The 19,856-nt window shown below is 42.3% G+C and carries 15 protein-coding genes and 1 pseudogene; 4 read left to right on the top strand and 12 right to left on the bottom strand.

Going from position 1 to position 19,856, the window contains the following annotated elements:
* Both rpoC and rpoB read right to left on the bottom strand, forming a co-directional pair.
* Positions 1–2,515, bottom strand: a 2,515-nt coding sequence (rpoC, locus tag B7698_RS04345) for a DNA-directed RNA polymerase subunit beta' (RefSeq protein ID WP_192855102.1), incomplete at its 3' end; no start/stop codon positions are given.
* A 32-nt stretch (positions 2,516–2,547) separates the two neighbouring features.
* Positions 2,548–6,156, bottom strand: a complete 3,609-nt coding sequence (gene rpoB / locus B7698_RS04340; protein WP_084864756.1) for a DNA-directed RNA polymerase subunit beta — start codon at positions 6,154–6,156, stop codon at positions 2,548–2,550.
* Between the two features lie 535 nt (positions 6,157–6,691).
* Between rpoB and B7698_RS04335 the strand changes: the two genes are divergently transcribed.
* Genes B7698_RS04335 through B7698_RS04325 form a run of 3 tightly spaced genes read left to right on the top strand, consistent with a single transcriptional unit; the run spans position 6,692 to position 8,962 of the window.
* Positions 6,692–7,000, top strand: a complete 309-nt coding sequence (locus B7698_RS04335) for a rhodanese-like domain-containing protein (protein WP_084864755.1) — start codon at positions 6,692–6,694, stop codon at positions 6,998–7,000.
* A gap of 20 nt (positions 7,001–7,020) precedes the next feature.
* Positions 7,021–8,676 carry an FAD-dependent oxidoreductase gene (locus tag B7698_RS04330; protein WP_084864754.1) on the top strand — a complete coding sequence of 552 codons (1,656 nt, stop codon included), beginning with the start codon at positions 7,021–7,023 and terminating at the stop codon, positions 8,674–8,676.
* Positions 8,666–8,962, top strand: coding sequence for a rhodanese-like domain-containing protein (locus tag B7698_RS04325; RefSeq protein ID WP_084864753.1), 297 nt, complete (start codon positions 8,666–8,668; stop codon positions 8,960–8,962). Before B7698_RS04330 ends, B7698_RS04325 begins: the two co-directional genes overlap by 11 nt.
* Positions 8,963–9,513: 551 nt before the next feature.
* On the opposite strand, the pseudogene tnpA reads toward B7698_RS04325, so the two are convergent.
* From tnpA to B7698_RS04270, 10 genes and pseudogenes are all read right to left on the bottom strand, one after another.
* Positions 9,514–9,831: pseudogene (tnpA, locus tag B7698_RS10485) on the bottom strand (IS200/IS605 family transposase); the annotation flags it as partial.
* A gap of 290 nt (positions 9,832–10,121) precedes the next feature.
* Positions 10,122–10,379: a metal-sensitive transcriptional regulator gene (locus B7698_RS04310; protein ID WP_000185159.1), complete on the bottom strand. Its 258-nt coding sequence runs from the start codon at positions 10,377–10,379 to the stop codon at positions 10,122–10,124.
* Between the two features lie 149 nt (positions 10,380–10,528).
* Entirely contained in the window at positions 10,529–11,383 is an 855-nt protein-coding gene (locus tag B7698_RS04305) for a VOC family protein (RefSeq protein WP_084864752.1), read from the bottom strand.
* Between the two features lie 320 nt (positions 11,384–11,703).
* On the bottom strand, positions 11,704–12,741 hold the full coding sequence (locus B7698_RS04300) for an aldose epimerase family protein (RefSeq protein WP_084864751.1): 1,038 nt from the start codon (positions 12,739–12,741) through the stop codon (positions 11,704–11,706).
* A 116-nt stretch (positions 12,742–12,857) separates the two neighbouring features.
* Entirely contained in the window at positions 12,858–14,024 is a 1,167-nt protein-coding gene (locus B7698_RS04295; protein WP_084864750.1) for an SIS domain-containing protein, read from the bottom strand.
* A 210-nt stretch (positions 14,025–14,234) separates the two neighbouring features.
* Entirely contained in the window at positions 14,235–14,639 is a 405-nt protein-coding gene (locus tag B7698_RS04290; RefSeq protein ID WP_084864749.1) for a PTS sugar transporter subunit IIA, read from the bottom strand.
* Positions 14,640–14,642: 3 nt separating this feature from the next.
* Positions 14,643–15,464: a PTS system mannose/fructose/sorbose family transporter subunit IID gene (locus tag B7698_RS04285; protein ID WP_000185294.1), complete on the bottom strand. Its 822-nt coding sequence runs from the start codon at positions 15,462–15,464 to the stop codon at positions 14,643–14,645.
* Complete coding sequence (locus B7698_RS04280; protein WP_049522380.1) at positions 15,451–16,356, bottom strand: PTS mannose/fructose/sorbose/N-acetylgalactosamine transporter subunit IIC; 906 nt, start codon at positions 16,354–16,356, stop codon at positions 15,451–15,453. Before B7698_RS04280 ends, B7698_RS04285 begins: the two co-directional genes overlap by 14 nt.
* Before the next feature lie 26 nt (positions 16,357–16,382).
* Positions 16,383–16,859, bottom strand: coding sequence for a PTS sugar transporter subunit IIB (locus B7698_RS04275; protein ID WP_054392656.1), 477 nt, complete (start codon positions 16,857–16,859; stop codon positions 16,383–16,385).
* The gene (locus B7698_RS04270) at positions 16,856–18,643 is read right to left on the bottom strand and encodes a glycoside hydrolase family 35 protein (protein WP_084864748.1); all 1,788 of its coding nucleotides are present in this window, start codon (positions 18,641–18,643) and stop codon (positions 16,856–16,858) included. The genes B7698_RS04275 and B7698_RS04270 overlap by 4 nt, the downstream gene beginning before the upstream one ends.
* Positions 18,644–18,961: 318 nt before the next feature.
* On the opposite strand from B7698_RS04270, the gene B7698_RS04265 reads away from it, so the two are divergent.
* Positions 18,962–19,678, top strand: a complete 717-nt coding sequence (locus B7698_RS04265) for a GntR family transcriptional regulator (protein ID WP_031237756.1) — start codon at positions 18,962–18,964, stop codon at positions 19,676–19,678.
* Positions 19,679–19,856: the final 178 nt, after the last annotated feature.

Raw genomic sequence — 19,856 nt, 5'->3', positions numbered from 1 at the left:
GAGACTCAATCATCTCTTTACCTTCAGTAATAGAACGGATCAAGAGACCACGGTCAGTTCCACAGTCATCCTCACGGATGATAACGTCTTGGGCAACGTCAACCAAACGACGAGTCAAGTAACCTGAGTCGGCTGTCTTAAGGGCCGTATCGGTCATACCTTTACGGGCACCGTGAGTTGAGAAGAACATTTCGAGTACTGACAAACCTTCGCGGAAGTTTGAAAGGATTGGCAATTCCATGATGCGTCCGTTCGGAGCAGCCATCAGACCACGCATACCGGCAAGCTGCGAGAAGTTTGAGATGTTACCACGGGCTCCAGAGTCCATCATCATAACGATTGGGTTCTTAGGATCTTGGTTGGCAACCAAACGTTTCTCGAGTTTTTCACGGGCAGCACGCCATTCAGCTGTAACAGCATTGTAGCGTTCGTCATCTGTGATCATACCACGACGGAATTGTTTTGTGATTTGTTCTACACGTTTGTGTGATTCTTCGATGATTTCAGCCTTGTCTTCAACGACTGGAATATCGGCGATACCTACTGTCAAACCTGCAAGAGTTGAATGGTGGTAACCGAGGTTCTTCATACGGTCAAGTAGGGCAGATGTTTCTGTCGTACGGAAACGTTTGAAGATTTCAGCGATGATATTCCCAAGGTTTTTCTTCTTGAATGGAGGGTTAAGTTCAAGATTGCTGATAGCTTCCTTGATATCTCCACCAAGTGGCAAGAAATATTTAGCTGGAACGCCTTCTGTCAAGTTGGCATTGTTTGGTTCTTGCAAGTATGGTAGACCCTCTGGCATGATGTCGTTGAAGAGGATTTTACCAACCGTTGTAAGCAAGACCTTGTGTTTTTGCTCTTCTGTCCATGGTTTGTTGAGGCTATCTGTTGCGATACCAACACGTGAGTGGAGGTGAACATAACCATTACGGTAAGCCATAACCGCTTCGTCACGGTCTTTGAAGACCATTCCTTCCCCTTCACGACCAGCTTCTTCCATGGTCAAGTAGTAGTTACCCAAAACCATGTCCTGAGACGGAGTAACAACTGGTTTACCATCTTTCGGGTTCAAGATGTGCTCAGCAGCCAACATCAAGATACGAGCTTCCGCTTGAGCTTCTTCTGAAAGCGGTACGTGGATGGCCATTTGGTCCCCGTCAAAGTCGGCATTGTAGGCTTCACAGACAAGCGGGTGCAAGCGAAGGGCCTTACCATCAATCAAGACTGGCTCGAAGGCTTGGATACCCAAACGGTGAAGGGTCGGTGCGCGGTTCAAAAGTACTGGGTGTTCTTTGATCACTTCTTCGAGGATATCCCAGATGCGTTCATCTCCACGTTCCACCAAGCGTTTAGCTGCCTTAACGTTTTGCACGATATCACGAGCGACAATTTCACGCATCACGAATGGTTTAAAGAGCTCGATCGCCATTTCACGTGGCACACCACATTGGTACATCTTAAGAGTTGGACCAACAGCGATAACGGAACGTCCTGAGAAGTCAACACGTTTACCGAGCAAGTTTTGACGGAAGCGTCCTTGTTTACCTTTAAGCATGTGGCTCAATGATTTAAGAGGACGGCTACCTGGTCCTGTGATTGGACGACCACGACGACCATTGTCAATCAAAGCGTCAACCGCTTCTTGAAGCATACGCTTCTCATTTTGAACGATAATACCTGGTGCATTCAACTCAAGCAAACGAGCCAAACGGTTGTTACGGTTGATAACACGGCGGTAAAGGTCATTCAAGTCAGATGAGGCAAAACGGCCACCATCCAACTGCAACATTGGACGAAGATCTGGTGGAATAACTGGAAGGATATTGAGAATCATCCATTCAGGTTTGTTTCCAGACTTGTAAAAGGCATCCAAAACATCCAAACGACGGATGGCTTTGACACGTTTTTGTCCAGTCGCTGTTTTCAACTCTTCTTTGAGTTCCGCAATTTCTTTTTCAAGATCTACTTGTTTTAAAAGGTCTTGGATGGCTTCGGCACCCATTTTGGCAACGAATGATCCATAGCCATACTCACGCAAGCGCTCACGGTATTCGCGCTCTGTCATGATAGACTTGTGCTCAAGTGGTGTATCCTTAGGATCAATCACCACATAAGCCGCAAAGTAGATCACTTCCTCGAGGGCACGAGGGCTCATATCAAGGGTCAAGCCCATACGGCTTGGAATCCCCTTGAAGTACCAGATGTGAGACACAGGAGCTTTCAATTCGATGTGTCCCATACGCTCACGACGAACTTTCGTACGCGTTACTTCAACCCCACAACGGTCACAAACAATCCCTCTATAACGAATGCGTTTGTACTTACCACAAGCACATTCCCAGTCTTTTGTAGGACCAAAGATAACTTCATCAAAGAGTCCTTCACGTTCTGGTTTCAAGGTACGGTAATTGATTGTTTCAGGTTTTTTGACTTCTCCATAAGACCATGAACGGACTTTACTTGGAGAAGCTAGGGTGATTTGCATACTTTTAAAACGATTTACATCAACCACTATTTCTTCCCTTTCTATTCTAAGTGAACTGCTTATTCTTCAGCAGCTTCTTCTGTTGCTTCCGCTTTTGTTGCTTTCTCAGCTTCTTCAGCTTCAAAGGCTGCTTTAGCCTCTTGTGCTGCTTTTTCGCGGGCTTTTTCAAGGTCATCTACGTGGATGACATCTTCGTCCATTCCTTCATCCAAGTCACGAAGTTCCACTTCTTGGTCATCTTCGTCAAGGACACGCATGTCAAGACCAAGAGATTGCAATTCTTTGACAAGAACTCGGAAGGATTCTGGAACACCTGGTTTTGGAATTGGTTTTCCTTTTGTAATGGCTTCATAAGCTTTCAAACGTCCGTTGATATCGTCAGACTTGTAAGTCAAGATTTCTTGAAGAACATTTGACGCACCGTAGGCTTCAAGAGCCCAAACCTCCATCTCACCGAAACGTTGTCCACCAAACTGAGCTTTACCTCCGAGTGGTTGTTGAGTAACGGTTGAGTATGGTCCGACTGAACGCGCGTGCAATTTATCGTCAACCATGTGGTGGAGTTTGATCATGTACATGACTCCGACAGAAACACGGTTATCAAATGGTTCACCTGTACGTCCATCGTAAAGGATCGTTTTGGCATCGCTATCCATACCTGCTTCTTTAACAGTTGACCAAAGGTCTTCAGAACTTGCTCCGTCAAAGACTGGTGTTGCGATGTGAATACCAAGAGTACGAGCAGCCATACCAAGGTGAAGCTCCATAACCTGACCGATATTCATACGTGATGGCACCCCAAGTGGGTTCAACATGATATCGACTGGAGTTCCATCTGGAAGGTAAGGCATGTCTTCTACAGGAACGATACGAGAGACAACCCCTTTATTTCCGTGACGTCCGGCCATCTTATCTCCGACCTTGATCTTACGTTTTTGAGCGATGTAGACGCGAACCAGCATGTTGACACCTGATTGCAACTCATCTCCATTTGCACGTGTAAAGATCTTAACATCACGAACGACACCATCGGCACCGTGTGGTACACGAAGAGAAGTATCACGCACTTCACGAGATTTATCTCCGAAGATAGCGTGCAAGAGACGTTCTTCAGCTGAAAGGTCTTTCTCACCCTTAGGTGTTACTTTACCTACAAGGATATCACCTTCTTTAACCTCAGCACCGATACGGATAATACCCATTTCGTCAAGGTCTTTAAGGGCATCTTCACCAACGTTTGGAATTTCGCGAGTGATTTCTTCAGGCCCAAGCTTTGTATCGCGTGTTTCTGATTCGTATTCTTCAAGGTGAACAGATGTGTAGACATCGTCTTTCACCAAGCGTTCGCTCATGATAACAGCATCCTCGAAGTTGTAACCTTCCCAAGTCATGTAGGCAACGATTGGGTTTTGTCCAAGCGCCATTTCTCCATTTTCCATAGAAGGTCCGTCAGCAATGAAATCGCCTTTTTCAACGACATCGCCAACTTTAACAAGCGTACGTTGGTTGTAAGCAGTACCTGAGTTTGAACGACGGAATTTTTGGATGTGGTAAACGTCCAATGAACCATCTTCACGACGAACTTCTACCTTGTCAGCATCTGCATAGGTAACTTTACCGTCATACTGAGCAATCACAGCAGCTCCTGAATCGTGGGCTGCTTGGTATTCCATACCAGTACCAACGTAAGGTGCTTTTGGATTAATCAATGGCACAGCCTGACGTTGCATGTTGGCTCCCATGAGGGCACGGTTGGAGTCATCGTTTTCCAAGAAAGGAATACATGCTGTCGCAACGGCAACTACCTGTTTTGGTGATACGTCCATGTAGTCAACAACATTAGCTGGATACTCTTGGTTGACCCCTTGGTGACGTCCCATAACAACTTTCTCAGCAAATGTTCCATCTTCATTCAGACGAGAATTAGCCTGTGCTACAGTAAATTCATCTTCTTCATCGGCTGTCAACCAAACAATTTCGTTCGTAACAACACCTGTTTCACGGTCAACTTTACGGTATGGTGTTTGAACAAAACCATACTTATTCAAGTGTCCGTAAGATGACAAGTTATTGATCAAACCGATGTTAGGTCCTTCAGGTGTCTCGATTGGACACATACGACCGTAGTGAGTGTAGTGCACGTCACGTACTTCATATCCAGCGCGGTCACGTGTCAAACCACCAGGTCCTAAGGCTGACAAACGGCGTTTGTGAGACAACTCAGAAAGCGGGTTGTGTTGGTCCATGAACTGTGACAACTGTGATGAACCAAAGAATTCTTTAACTGCAGCTGTTACAGGACGAATATTGATAATTTGTTGTGGTGTCAAGACTTCGTTGTCCTGGACAGACATACGTTCACGGACATTACGTTCCATACGAGAAAGTCCAAGACGTACTTGGTTAGCAAGCAATTCACCAACCGCACGGATACGACGGTTTCCAAGATGGTCGATATCATCTACACGGCCAAGTCCTTCCGCCAAGTTGAGGAAGTAGCTCATCTCAGCAAGGATATCTGCAGGAGTGACGATACGAACCTTGTCATCTGGATTAGCATTACCAATGATTGTTACGACGCGGTCTGGATCAGTTGGTGCAACAACCTTGAATTTTTGAAGAACAACTGGCTCAGTCACAACGGCTGCATCATTTGGAATGTAAACAATCTTGTTCAAATCACCATCCAAATGGCTTTCAATACTTTCAATCACGCTACGAGTCATGATTGTACCAGCTTCTACCAAGATTTCTCCTGTTTCAGGGTCTACCAATGGCTCCGCAATAGTTTGGTTAAGCAAGCGTGTTTTAACATTGAGTTTTTTATTGATTTTGTAACGACCGACAGCTGCCAAGTCATAACGACGTGGGTCAAAGAAACGAGCTACAAGCAAGCTACGTGAGCTTTCAGCAGTCTTAGGCTCACCTGGACGAAGACGTTCGTAAATTTCTTTCAAAGCTTCGTCGGTACGAGAGTCCATTGGGTTCTTGTGGATATCTTTTTCAACAGTGTTGCGAACCAATTCGCTGTCACCAAAGATATCAAAAATTTCATCATCACCTGAGAAACCAAGAGCACGCACCAATGTCGTAAATGGAATCTTACGAGTACGGTCGATACGAGTGTAGGCAATATCTTTTGAGTCGCTTTCAAGTTCCAACCAAGCTCCACGGTTAGGGATAACAGTTGACCCGTACCCCACTTTACCGTTTTTATCAACTTTATCGTTAAAGTAAACACCTGGTGAGCGGACCAACTGAGATACGATGATACGTTCACCACCATTGATGATGAAAGTACCCATTTCAGTCATGATTGGGAAATCACCAAAGAAAACTTCTTGGGTTTTGATTTCGCCTGTTTCTTTATTGATCAAGCGGAAGGTTACAAAAATTGGTGCTGAGTAGCTAGCATCGTGGATACGAGCTTCTTCTAGCGTGTATTTTGGTTCCTTGATTTCATATCCAACAAATTCCAACTCCATTGTGTCTGTGAAGTTTGAAATTGGCAATACATCTTCAAATACTTCCTTAAGACCATGGTCTAGGAAATCTTTGAATGAGTCAGTTTGAATTTCAATCAAATTTGGTAAGTCAAGAACTTCTTTGATTCTTGAAAAACTACGACGGGTACGATGTTTCCCGTATTGAACGTCATGTCCTGCCAAGATGATTCTCCTTTGTAAATAAGTTCCAAGCCTTGTCAATCAGGCTTTTCTAATCGTCATATGGTTTTAAAAACCCCTATCACCGTGTCCTCTTGATAAATTTTCAGAATCTTTAAGTCTTTGTTACAAGCACTCAAAATCCTGAAAAAAAGCACAAAAAGAGCAGCTAAATCTGACTTTTTCAGGAGATTTAACTGCTGTGAGCCTTGTCTGGACAATATTTCAGACAAAACCTACGACAAATGATTACTCATATTATACTTGATTTTCTCTGATTTTTCAAGGACTTTGCTTGTTTTTTTCTTGCCTTAGTATTGAGGTTTGTCAGTTTTCAGAAAAGGTTGTTTTCTAAGAAAATAATTGTTGTTAAGTAAATAGGACAGGTTCTATTCACTAACCTATCAACCAACTCTTTAGTTTGTAAGTTGGCATCTTGTATACTGAAAAAGAAACAATACTAATCAATTCAACTTACTTGACAAAAGCTTGACTTCATGGTTTAATATACCCCATAAGGGTATATTTGGAGGTGCCTATGTTTCACTTATTATTTACAAAAATTGACAGTATTTCGACTAGCGAGTTAGAAGCTAAACTCAGAGAACCGATTCAGCTACTGGATGTTCGGACGCCTACGGAATTCCATAGAGGTCATATCAAAAATGCCAAAAATGTCCCTCTATCCGAAATCGGATCTTATACACCAGCGACAAAAGAAACACTTTATGTCATTTGTCATTCTGGTGTGCGAAGCAAACTAGCTGCGAAAAAGCTTAAGAAAAAAGGCTATGATGTCATCAATGTCCGAGGCGGTATGAGTGCTTGGACAGGTAAAATCATCTAGATGTATAAAGGAGAAAGTCAATGAAAATTATCATTGTCGGGGGAGTTGCAGGTGGTATGTCAGCAGCAACCCGTCTCAGACGTCTCATGGAAGACGCTGAAATCACTATTTTTGAGAAAGGTCCCTTTGTTTCCTTTGCAAACTGCGGACTTCCTTACTATGTTTCAGGAGAAATTGCAAACCGTGATAGTTTATTGGTCCAAACTCCTGAAAGTCTCAAAGCACGCTTTAATCTGGATGTTCGTCCTTTCCATGAGGTCATCAGTATTTCCCCAGCAGAGCACACTGTGACTGTGCGACACGATGGACAGGAATTCACAGAAAGCTACGACAAGTTGATCCTCTCCCCAGGAGCTAAACCATTTGTTCCTACCATTGAAGGCTTGGCAGAAGCGAAGAATGCTTACACGCTTCGCAATGTTCCTGATCTTGATGAAATTATGGCAGCCTTGGACAATCATCCAAAAGAAGCTGTCGTTATCGGTGCAGGCTTTATCGGACTTGAAATGGCTGAAAACCTAGCGAAACGTGGATTGCAAGTTACCATCATTGAGAAAGCACCCCATGTCTTGCCACCATTAGATCAGGAAATGGCAGCCTTTGTCCAAGCAGAATTGCTGGCAAACGGTGTTCGCGTTATCACTTCTCAGTCTGCGACTCGATTTGAAGACCAAGGAAAAGTCATCGTTCTTGAAAACGGTCAAAAGATCACTTCTGACCTCACTATCCTTTCTGTCGGTGTTGAACCTGAAAATGGACTGGCTAAAGCTGCGGGGATTGAACTGGGACTCCGTGGTGGAATACTGGTCGATGAACATTACGAAACCAGTCAAAAAGATATTTTTGCAGTTGGGGATGCCATCGTCGTCAAGCAAGAGATTACAGGCCAAGATGCTCTCATCTCTCTCGCTTCTCCTGCCAATCGTCAGGGACGCCAAGTCGCGGACGTTATCGCAGGACTCGGTCGTACAAACAAGGGCAGTATCGGTACTGCTATCGTTCGTGCCTTTGATATGACAGCTGCTTCGACTGGTCTTAGCGAGCATATCCTTCGCATGAATCAACTTCCTTACAAGGCACTCCATGTCAGTGGAAAAGACCACGCCGGTTATTATCCTGGCGCTACTGATATGACCTTGAAACTCCTCTTCGAACCAACCACTGGAAAAATCTACGGTGCCCAAGGAGTTGGGAAGAAAGGCGTTGACAAGCGAATCGATATCCTGGCAACTGCTATCAAGGGAAATCTCACCGTCTTTGACTTACCAGAATTGGAGTTCACATATGCGCCACCATTTGGCTCTGCCAAGGATCCCGTCAATATGCTGGGTTACGCAGCCTTGAACCTTATCGAAGGTCTCAGCGACAACGTTCAATGGTACCAGCTCGAAGGCGAACTGGCTGCTGGAAAGAAATTCCTAGACGTGCGGACCAGTGGCGAATTCCAAAGTGGTCGACTCAAAGTCGACACCATTCACATCCCCCTAAACGAACTACGGGAACGCTTGGACGAACTAGACAAGAACCAAGCCTACATCGTTAGCTGCCACAGTGGTTTGCGCAGCTATATCGCAGAGCGTATCCTCAAACAAGCAGGATTTACCGTCCAAAACCTTGACGGCGCTTATTCACTATACAAAATGGCTAAGCCAGAAGGAGTAGAATATGGAAACTAGTATCAGCATGCCTGACTTTTATGGAAAATATCAAAATGAAAATCTAGAACTTATCGATGTCCGTGAAGCACATGAATTCCAAGCGGGACATGCACCAGGTGCCAAAAATCTTCCGTTAAGTACTTTGGAGCAGGGTTACAAAGAACTCAAGCCTGACCGTACATACCATGTCATCTGTCAAGGAGGAGTACGTTCTGCCTCTGCCTGCCAATTTCTCAGCTCCCAAGGCCTCACCGTTACCAATGTAGAAGGTGGTATGAATGCTTGGCCCGGTCAAGTAGAATAATCAAAAGGAGCTGGGCAAAAACTCAATTTCAGGAGAAAATGAAGTAATACTCAATGAAAATCAAAGAGCAAACTAGGAAGCTAGCCGCAGGCTGCTCAAAACACTGTTTTGAGGTTGTAGATAAGACTGACAAAGTCAAGAACATATTTCTACGGCAAGGTGAAGCTGACGTGGTTTGAAGAGATTTTCGAAGAGTATAAATCTCCCCACAATCATGACCACCCGTCAAACGGGTGGCTTGTCCTAGGGCTATAAGCCCTAATTACCAGCCAGCGCCTAAAGACGCTGGCTTTCACTTTGTTCAAGCCTTATTGCTCTTGACTCGTCACTTGCCTCTCAAAGAGGCTTTAGTATTACTTACCACTATCCCTAAAGGGATCCTCATATTCTTTTACACTTAATTTATCTAGTGCTATATCATGCTTTACTCGTTCTCAAATTTTCATACTCGTGAAGAAATCATCCACTGGATAATTTCTTTAATCTTGAATCTATTTCTTAATTGTGGCTTCATTAAGTCCCATCGTACTTACATAATAACCTTCCGATTAGAAATGCTGAATCCCAAACTTGTACTTGAGATTGGCGTGTTTGTCAAACATCATGAGTGCACTTTTTCCTTTTAAATAACCCATGAAACTCGAAACACTTATCCTTGGTGGAATACTTACTAACATGTGTACATGGTCTGGCATTAAGTGACCCTCGATAATTTCAACACCTTTATAACTACATAAGCGATGAAATATTTCCCCTAAACTACTTCGATATTGATTATAAATGACTTTTCGTCTATACTTAGGGGTGAACACAATGTGATATTTACACATCCACTTTGTGTGTGATAAACTATGTGCCTTTTGTGCCATATTTTTCTCCTTTCGCTTTACAATTGGCTTGAACACCTTTATTGTATCGCGTTTGGAGTTTTTTTGTATAACCTTCGACGCGCACCCGCATAGCGGGTGGTTTTTTTGTCTCGCACCTAACGGAGCGAGACGGACTAATAGTCACATAATAAAACGCATACTATCAAGGTTTTCAACACCTGATAGTATGCATTTTTTAATTTTAAAGACTTTTTCTAGCCTCTTTTGATTCAAATTAAACTATTCTAATAGTAGATAGACCTTTGCAAATATCGTCTCAAAACATTAATTTATTTCCGTTTAATCAAGTATCGGATAGCCTTTTCTAGACGTTCCTTTTGAGCTTCAGGATCATCTAGCGGCTGGTTGATGCATTCAGTAAGGTTTTCGGTAATTATCATCTCAATCACGCGCTCCACACTAGATTTCACGGCTGTCAGTTGCGTCACAATATCAGCACAGTCACGATCTTCTTCAATCATCTTTTGAATTCCACGCAACTGACCCTCTGAACGTTTCAAACGAGTAATATACTTTGAGTTTGTCATTTCTTTTTCCTTGCTCGATTTTTCTTCATTATATCTCTAATCAGCTTCTTTGTCAAAATTCTCGCCCATCCAGTTCACGCAGTTCTGTTATCAAAGACTTTTCAAAAGGCAAACTAGCCATACTGATAATTTACTAGAGTTTTCCAGTTTTACCTTGCTAAACGAATACGAGTCACAATTCTGTCTGGGTCTGTGATTTCCAGCTGGCTCGATGTCAGCCACTTGATTGGTGCATCAACTTCTTGTGCTCTCTGGACAATCGTTAACAGTTCTTCTTTATGTGCGATTTCAATGACATAAAAGGCTAAGCCTGGCAAGCCTTGCTTACGCGGAGCCAGATTTTTTCCTCCCCATTCGTTGACTGCCAAATGATGATGGTAATCTCCAGCCGCAATCCAACTAGCGCTAGGCACACTGAATTTATCCTCTAACCCTAACACTTTTTGATAAAATTGGCTGGACTTTCGACTATCCTTGACGGAAAGATGAATATGCCCCATTCTCGTACCATCTGCTAAAGTAAAGGGCTCTACTCTTTCCCCAAACTCATAGATATCCTGTGCCGCAAGGGCCTCAGTGACCCCTATAATACGACCGTCTTCTCGAATATCCCATATGGAAACCGGCTTATCTCGATAGAGTTCAATGCCATTTTCCTCCAAATCCTCCAAATAAAGGGCCTCACTGTAACCATGGTCTGCACCGCCGACAAGAGGAATCTGTAAATCTGTCAGATGTTTCAAGACATCAGCCAATGCCTTTCGTGTCGGCAAGAGAATGGCCAGATGGTAAAGGCCATAATGTCCCCCTACTTCTCCACTCTCTTGTGTTTGAACCAGCTGCACCAAGGCTTTTCCACCAAGGCCTAGAACGGCCTCTATCTCAGTTTGAGATAGGAGTTCTAGACCAATGATTTGCTGATAAAAGGCTATTTGACTTGCCAAATCCTTTACATTTAAAACTGCCTCTGCTAAATAAACGTGACTCTTATATTCATAGGTCATAAATATTTCTCCTTTTTGTTGTAATTTAAATTATTACAACAATTATATAACTTCCATCAAGAAAGTCAAGCCAGAAAACTCAAGAGATGCTGAGTAATAACATCATTTCAGAATAGGAGAAAGTATAGTAGATTGAAATAGAATATGAACAAGTTGATTGAGAAATTCAAACTGATTTTTCATAATATTTTATAAACTTATTTGTCCTGCTATTGATTCAACGAACTATAAATCTTTCCATAATAAAACACATATTATCAAACTTTCAGCACCCGACAATATGTGTTTTTCTAAATTTAAAGACTTTTTCCTAGCTTTCTTTACTTCACAACAAGCTCATAACGTGTCTTACTGGTGAAGGTTTGACCGGCTTTGAGAATGACTTGGTCTTTGAGGTCACTGTGAATAGCATCTGGTAAAGCTTGCGCTTCAAGGGCAATCCCATTGTGCTGTACCATTGGCCGACCTCCTATGATGACACTTTCATCCACAAAGTTTGCTGTGTAGACCACAAAGCAAGGGGCCTCTGTCTTGAAAAGCAAGAAGCGACCTGAGTTTTGGTCATAAAGGAAACCAGCATTGTCATGACCTGCAGGAAGGGCAAATGGGTGATCCAAACCTGATGTCAGCTGGATTTGCTCATCTTCTTCTGCAAAGATGTCTTTCAATAAGGCACCATTGTAGATGTGTTTAACCACATCACGACTAGTATCTGGAGTTTTGTCCGGAACACCGTCGGGAGCGATTGGGTAAATGCCCTCTGTATTTAGTTGGAAAACATGACGGTCAATCGTCTGCGTAAAATCACCAGACAAATTGAAGTAGCTGTGATTGGTTGGATTAACCAGCGTATCCTGATCTGTTGTTATCTTGTAGCTGATTTCATAGGCACCTGTTTCTTCTAAGTGGTAATTGATCCAAATCTTGAGATTTCCAGGAAATCCCCCCGTCCCATCTGTACGCTCTGTGTAGAGAGTCAAGCCATGGTCGCTCACCTCGACCAATTCAAACAAGCTGGAATCCCAACCAGTTGAACCACTATGGTTACAGTTGCTAGCATTGTTGACTTCAAGGTCATAGGTCTTGCCATTGAGCTCAAATGTCGCGCCTGCAATACGGCCTGCCACAGGACCTACGCTAGCTCCATGTTTGGGGCTATTGCCTACATAGCTATCAAAGTCATCAAATCCCAAGATAACATTGGCAAAATTTCCAGTCTTGTCAGGTGTGACATAGCGCAAGATGGTCGCACCATAAGTCATAACCTCAAGTTGGTAGCCACCGTCTGTCTCAAATCGATAGGCCAAGACATCCTTGCCCTCAACATTTCCAAATACACGCTCTGTGTATGCTTTCATTCTATTCTCCTTTTACTATTTCTTTCAAGCAAACAAACCATAGAAAGCCTACTGACAATCTATGGTTTACTTGTATGATTTACAAACTCTTTTATCAAGAATCTATAAACACAGTATTACTTTTGATATTCATGGATGATAACACCTTGTACCACACGGTTTACTGTACCTGTAGGAGACGGTGTATCTGGTTTATTTTTTACCTTGAGTGAAGTCAAAAGGGCAAAGAGTTGGGCATAAATGATGTAAGGGAAGACACTGTAAATATCATTCAAGACACCGCCACAACCAAGGGCCACTTCTTTGACATTTTCAAGACCAAAAGCTTGATCACTCAAAAGCACAACACGGCGAGCAATGTGATCACTCGCAACTTCACGAACCAAGTCCAAGTCGTACTTGCGAGTGTAGTCTGTCGTTGTACCAAAGACCAAAACAACTGTATTTTCGTTGATAAGAGATTTTGGACCGTGACGGAAGCCAACTGGACTTTCATACATGGTCGCCACCTGGCCAGCTGTCAATTCCAAAATCTTGAGCTGAGCTTCATGAGCAAGACCAAAGAAAGGACCAGCGCCTAGATAGATGACACGGTTAAAGTCTAGGTCAACAAGCTCTTTGACATCTTCTGCCTTGTCTAGAACTTTACGGGCAAGACTAGATACAACTTCAAAACGTTCAGCTTTAACAGCAAATTCTGTAGGATCAAAGACCAAGAGAGCTGTCAACATCATAGACGTAAAGCTAGAGGTCATGGCAAATCCAGCATCATTAGAAGCAGCTGGTTGCAAAAGCAAAAGATTGCGGTCATCTCCATGAGCTTGAAGAGCCAATTTACCATCTGCTGCGCAAGTAATAGTCACTTGATAAAGCTCATCCACTAAGGCTTTTGCCAAATCAACAGTCGCCACACTTTCAGGCGAGTTCCCACTACGAGCAAAAGATACAAGGACAGTCGCTACATCTTTTTTCAAATAAGTTTCTGGATTGGCAACGATATCTGTTGTCGCAATAGCATTGAAATTCCATTTGCGTTCGTCATAGACTTCCTTAAAGTAAGGTACCAAGGTATCTCCCACATAAGCAGAAGTCCCAGCACCTGTCAAGATAACCTTGATATAGTCATGTTTATCAGCAATCCCTTGTAGGAAAGCTACAATTTCTTCACGTTTTGCTTGATAAGATTCAAAAGCTTCTTTCCATACATCAGGCTGTTGGTAGATTTCACGTGTCGTAATTTCTGCACCCAATTCAATCAAGTCTTCTTTTGTATAATGTAGCATTGAATTCCTCTTTTCCTATTAAATATGGGAATGGGATTAAGCCCCATTCCCATGTATATTCTATATAAGATGCTCTAACGATTTTCACGTTTTCACATCTTATTGAATCGAGTTCCAACTAAAATCTTTGGGAAAAAGACCGATTATCGTCGGAGCATCGCTCCATCCTCTTATCGCCTATTTTCCCTGTGATTTTCACGTTGTCACATCTTATTCATCTTCGTCATCATCGAAGCCCGCTAACAGGTCGTTGACTTTTACAATGCTTTCTGCAGCACGGCTCTTATAATCCGCATCTGCGCCTGTCAGGCTCGCATTGATAAATTCAATCACCATTGGAAGATTCATCCCTGCGTAGAGTTCGATGTCACGACCTTCCATAATCAAACGGCTTACCACGTTACATGGTGTTCCACCGAGAAGATCCGCAAAGACTAGGAAATCATCCAATCCTTCAATAGTAGCTTCAAATTTTGCAGTAAATTCTTCTGGGCCATCTTCTGGAAGAAGAGCTACTGTGTAAATATTGTCTTGTGGCCCCATAATCATTTCAGTGCTACCTTTAAGTTCTTCACAGAAACGACCATGACTCACCAAAATTAATGATTGCGTCATAAATTATGCGCCCATTCCAAGTACAAATTTACCAAAGGCAGAAAGAGCCAAAGCAAGTACGATAATAATACCGATAGCTTTAGTAGAGTTCATACCTTTCTTACCAAGCAACCAGAAGATAAAGGCAGTAAAGATTGCTGGAAGCAAGCGTGGGAAGATTTGGTTCAAGATGTCTTGGAAGTCAATCATCTTCTCACCGATTGCCCATTTGTAAGAAATTTCAAAGTTGATCATTGTTGCTACAAGAGCACCCATCATGAAGACACCAAGTACAGATGCCGCGTCAATCAAAGCTGTCAAAGTACTTTGCATGTTGTTGATAAGGTTAACCCCTTCTTTGTAGGCAAATTCCAACTGTTTCCAACGGAAGATGTCATAAGCAACTGCAACTGCGATCCAAAGGAAGATACCCCAAGGTTGACCACCGATAGCCATAGTTGCTGCGATAGATCCCATGATAGCAGGTACAAGTGAACCAAAGATTGTATCTCCAAGAGGAGCGAATGGTCCCATCAAACCTGTCTTGATACCATTAACGGCATCTTTTGAACCTACACCATCTTTTTCTTCCATGGCAAGATCAAAACCAGCGATGATGGTGTGGAAGAATGGTGAAGTATTGAAGAATTGAGTATGAACTTTCATCATTTCTTTCAATTCAGGAGTTCCATCCCCATACATTTTACGCAATTGTGGCAAGATCATGTACAGGTAACCAGAAGCTTGCATACGTTCGTAGTTCCAACCTAATTGGAAAGTAAACAAGCTACGTTTGTTGATTTGATTAAAATCTTCTTTTGTAAGTTTGTAATTAGAATTCGTCATCTTCGATTTCCCCACTTTCTGATGGTGTAGAAGGTGCTGCTACAGCTACTTTTTGGCTATTTTTGAAGTGAAGCACTGCAAGGAAGATACCTACGATAGAGATACCAATCATAGACAAACCTTTGAAGTTGTTCACGAAACCAATTTTTTCAGCAACATCTTTCGGTAGAGTGCCGATAACACCTGCAACAGCGCCACCAAGACCTGTTACATATGAGTAAAGAACAGTTAACATAGCTGTCAAACCAAATCCCATTGCAAGGTAGTGAAGGTTACGTTTAACTGGAAGGTAACGAAGCAAGATTGCAAATCCAAGACCTGGAAGCATACGTCCTGCGAGTGTCAAACCATCTGCAACCCATTGGTATTTTGTAACGAAGTCTACTACGTGTTGTACAAATTCACCACCAAAAGCAAGCGCAAAGAAGACTGGAAGGGCACGAGATAAAGCCCAAGGAATCGCACCAAGCAAGTAGTTGCGTTCAATACCTTTATAGTCAAAGCGTTCGATTGCAGCATCCACACGGTGAGCAAAGAAAGTAGTTGTCATACGTCCAAGAACGTCGAAGTAAGTCAAGAGAGTTGCTACTGGCACAGCGATTGTTGTAATCGCAAGTGCTGTATCAATTCCTTGTGAAACAGAGAAGGCTGTCGCAAGAACCGCACCAGAAGTAGCGTCGATACGAGAAGCACCACCGAAGGTACCAACCCCAAGAACGAATAGCTGCAAGTTACCACCGATAAGCAGACCAGTAGTCACATCTCCCATGATTAAACCAGTAATGAAACCAGCAAATACAGGGGAACCTGCAGATGAAACGATCGTCAACTCATCACAGATTTGATAAGCTGAGTACAAAGTGAGAAGTAAAATTTGCCACCATTGTATCATAACAATGACCTCCTAAAAATTTTTTCCTATTTTAATAAGCTCAAAAAGTCTGAAACTGGATCATTTGGAACCATTTGAGCAGTAAGTTTAACACCTTTTTCTGCCAGTTTGTGGAAGTCTTCCACATCCTTGTCCACTACGTTGATAGAACGTGTGATGGCGCGAGTTTCTGGTGTTTGAGACATATTCCCAACATTAAGGGTTTCAAGTGGTACACCTGCTTCTACCAAACCAAGGAAACGGTCTGGTTTACGAGCCACGATAAAGAGACGTTGGCTATCGTATTTACCAGCAAGAATATTGGCTGCCGCTTTTTCAATTGGCAAAATACTCAATTTCACACCTGGTGGTGTCGCAAGTTTCAAACCACTCTTTTCAATATCGTTGTTAACAACTTCGTCGTCTACAACCATAATGCGTGAAACATTTAGTTTTCCAGCCCAAAGATTGGCTACTTGACCGTGGATCAAACGTCCATCGATACGGCATCCTACAATTGTCATAAGTTTTCCCCCTTTATGTGTTTTAGTGTAGGTTTACGAGTTAAATGAATCTCTTCTTTATATTCGCCCTCAGTTTCAAAGATAATGATGCGGTTAGCACCTTCCTTGAGATAACTATGAGGGATATAAAGTGAGAGGGTCGGGCCGACGTTCCAGAAACGCCCTAGGTGACGCCCGTTGACAAAGGCAACTCCCTTACCAAACTCAGACAAGTCTAAGTAGGTATCCTTCGGCTCTTCGACCGTAAAGTCGAAAGCGTAAAAGGCTGGTTGTCCTTCTGTCCATCCTTTTGAAAAATCAATCTTCTCAGGATTATCCAGTGGCAGTGGATATTGTTTCCAATTCAGTAAGAAATGTAGATCCTTGCAGACACCTGTTCGAATTCCTTTACGCTGCGTATCTGCCAAGAACTTATGACCGTAGTTGACACGCCCCATATTTTCGATCAAGATGTCAATCTCTGAAAAGCCTTCTCGGTTGCCTTGACAGTAGATATCTTCACCAATCTCTGTCTGGTATTGAGTAGCAATCCTTTGACCATCTACAAAGAGTTGAGCTCGGTCACGTCCATCGATGATACGGAGACGTTCCTCTTCTGCATCCCAACTTGCCTCCGTGCGGTAGAGAAGGTAGCCATAACTTTGACCAAGTTCTTCCATCGCTTTTGGATAGAGGCTTTCAGTAGGACTAGAGAGATTATCCAGGGTTTCAAACAAGGAAACTTTTTCGACCAATGGAATGGACCCTATCTCCATGCTTTCCTTATAGAGTGGTTCCAACTGTGGATACTCTGGGAAGTGGGTTGCCATCATCTTCTTGACTGCTAGGTATTTAGCAGTTGGATTTCCTTCTTCATCGAGAAGGGCATCATAGTCGTAAGATGTGACTTGCGGCAAATCCAGAGTTCCTCGAGCCGAGCAACCATTCATGAAACCAAAGTTTGTACCACCATGGAACATGTAAAGGTTGATAGAGCCTTGCTCCAATACCTCTCGAACAGCTTCTGCCAATTCTTTCGGATCCCGTGTAATAATCGGTTCTTTCCAACGATTGAACCAGCCATCCCAGAACTCCATACACATGAGTGGCCATTTCTTACCATGCTCAGCAAAGAATTCCTGCATCTGTGAAAAGTTATAAGATGCCTTAGAACCAAAGTTGCCTGTTACAAAGAGGTCATCTTCGATCAAGGTTCCAGCTTTCAAAGTAGCTCTCCACGGACCATCTGAAGTAAAGAGTGGGCAATCAATCCCTCGTTCTTCCATCAATTTTCGAATCGCTCTCAGGTAAGCCTTATCTTCTCCATAAGAACCGTATTCGTTCTCGACTTGCATCATGAGAATATTTCCGCCATTGTCCAACAAACGAGGCACCAGTCTTGGCAATAATTGATCATAGTAGCGACCAACTGCCTCTATATATGCTGGGTCGGATGAGCGAATTCGCATGTTCTTGGTCAAGAGCCAAGCTGGTAAGCCACCGAATTCCCATTCCGCACAGATAAAGGGAGATGGACGCACAATTGCGTAGAGACCCAAATCCTGCGCTATTTGGAGAAATTTCTCTAAATCCAGATCACCTTCAAAATTAAACTCCCCTTCAACAGGTTCGTGTAAATTCCATGCAACATAAGTCTCGACTGTATTAAAGCCAAGCGCTTTTAAGTTGTAGAGCGAATGATACCAATCCTCTGCTGGAATTCTAAAATAATGAATGGCACCAGACAAAATCTTGAACGGTTTCCCATCTAAATAGAAATCGTCCTCAATTTTAAACCTTGTCATTTTTACACCTCTGACTAACTAAGTTTGCGCTTTCATTTGTTGATATAGTAAATATATCTCAATATCTTGCATTTGTCAATAGGTTTTCACAATTTTTTTCATTTTTCACTAAATTCTACACAAAAAACTTATAAAAATCTTGTAATTTATAGTCATAACAACATTTTAGCACCATGTATAAAAATGTAGGTTTTTCTATTTATTCCTATGTAAATTAACCTTATAGCCTATTATTCCAATTTTTTTATTCAAAAGGCTACTATTCTTTCCAGTTTTATGGTAAAATCTTTAACGGAGAAGGAAAATCGAGGTGAAAATATGGCAATTCCAAAGTATCAATATATTAAAGATGAGTTAAAGAACAAAATCATTTCTGGTCAATTTGCCAGTGGAGATAAATTCTACACTGAAGCTGAATTGATTGCAATGTATGATGTGAGTTCTATCACAGTTGTTCGCGCCTTAAACGACCTTGCCAAGGATGGCTATATTGTCCGTCAACAAGGAAAGGGTACATTCGTTTCACGCGCACGCAAACACAAACTCGTAGAGTTTTCAGATGTAGAAGTTTTTGAAACTAAAGATGATAAAGTTACCGTCCTTTCTATTGAGCGTGGAAACAAACTAAGCTACTTAGAAAAACTTGGACTACGCGGAGATCAGTTCTACTACAAGATTGAACGCGTTCGCGAAACAGGTGGTGTTGTGTACATCTACCATACATCTTACATTCCAGAACAATACATCAATGCAAATTATCCAAATCTTGAATATTATAGCTCTATCTATAACCGTTTCAAATTGGATTACCACATTCACATGAATGATGAACATTTTGAAGAAATCAATGAAATAGCATTTCCAACTCCAGAACATGCGGCTTCGGTCCTCGGAGTCGATGAACAATTCCCAACCGTTTTACAAACCAAGACTACTAAACTAGAGTCTACTGGTCAAGTTCTCGCATACAGCGAAACATATAAACGAGCAGATTACTACAAAATCAAATTCATTTCATGTGACCGTGATCACTAAGAAGAAAGCCTAAGCCTTGCTTGGGCTTTTTCTATGTTTATTATATAACATTAAAAACTGTATTTCTATATGTCAATTAAGATAGACTAAATTTGTTTAAATTTTACTAAAATATAGGTAATTTTTATCAAAAATACTTTAAAATAAAAAAAATCGAAGTTCTTCTACTCCTATAAAT

The organism is Streptococcus mitis (genome assembly GCF_002096855.1).
Lineage (GTDB): Bacteria > Bacillota > Bacilli > Lactobacillales > Streptococcaceae > Streptococcus > Streptococcus mitis_Y.
Note: the sequence above shows the minus strand (reverse complement) of the source record. Positions and strands in the feature narration are given on the sequence as shown.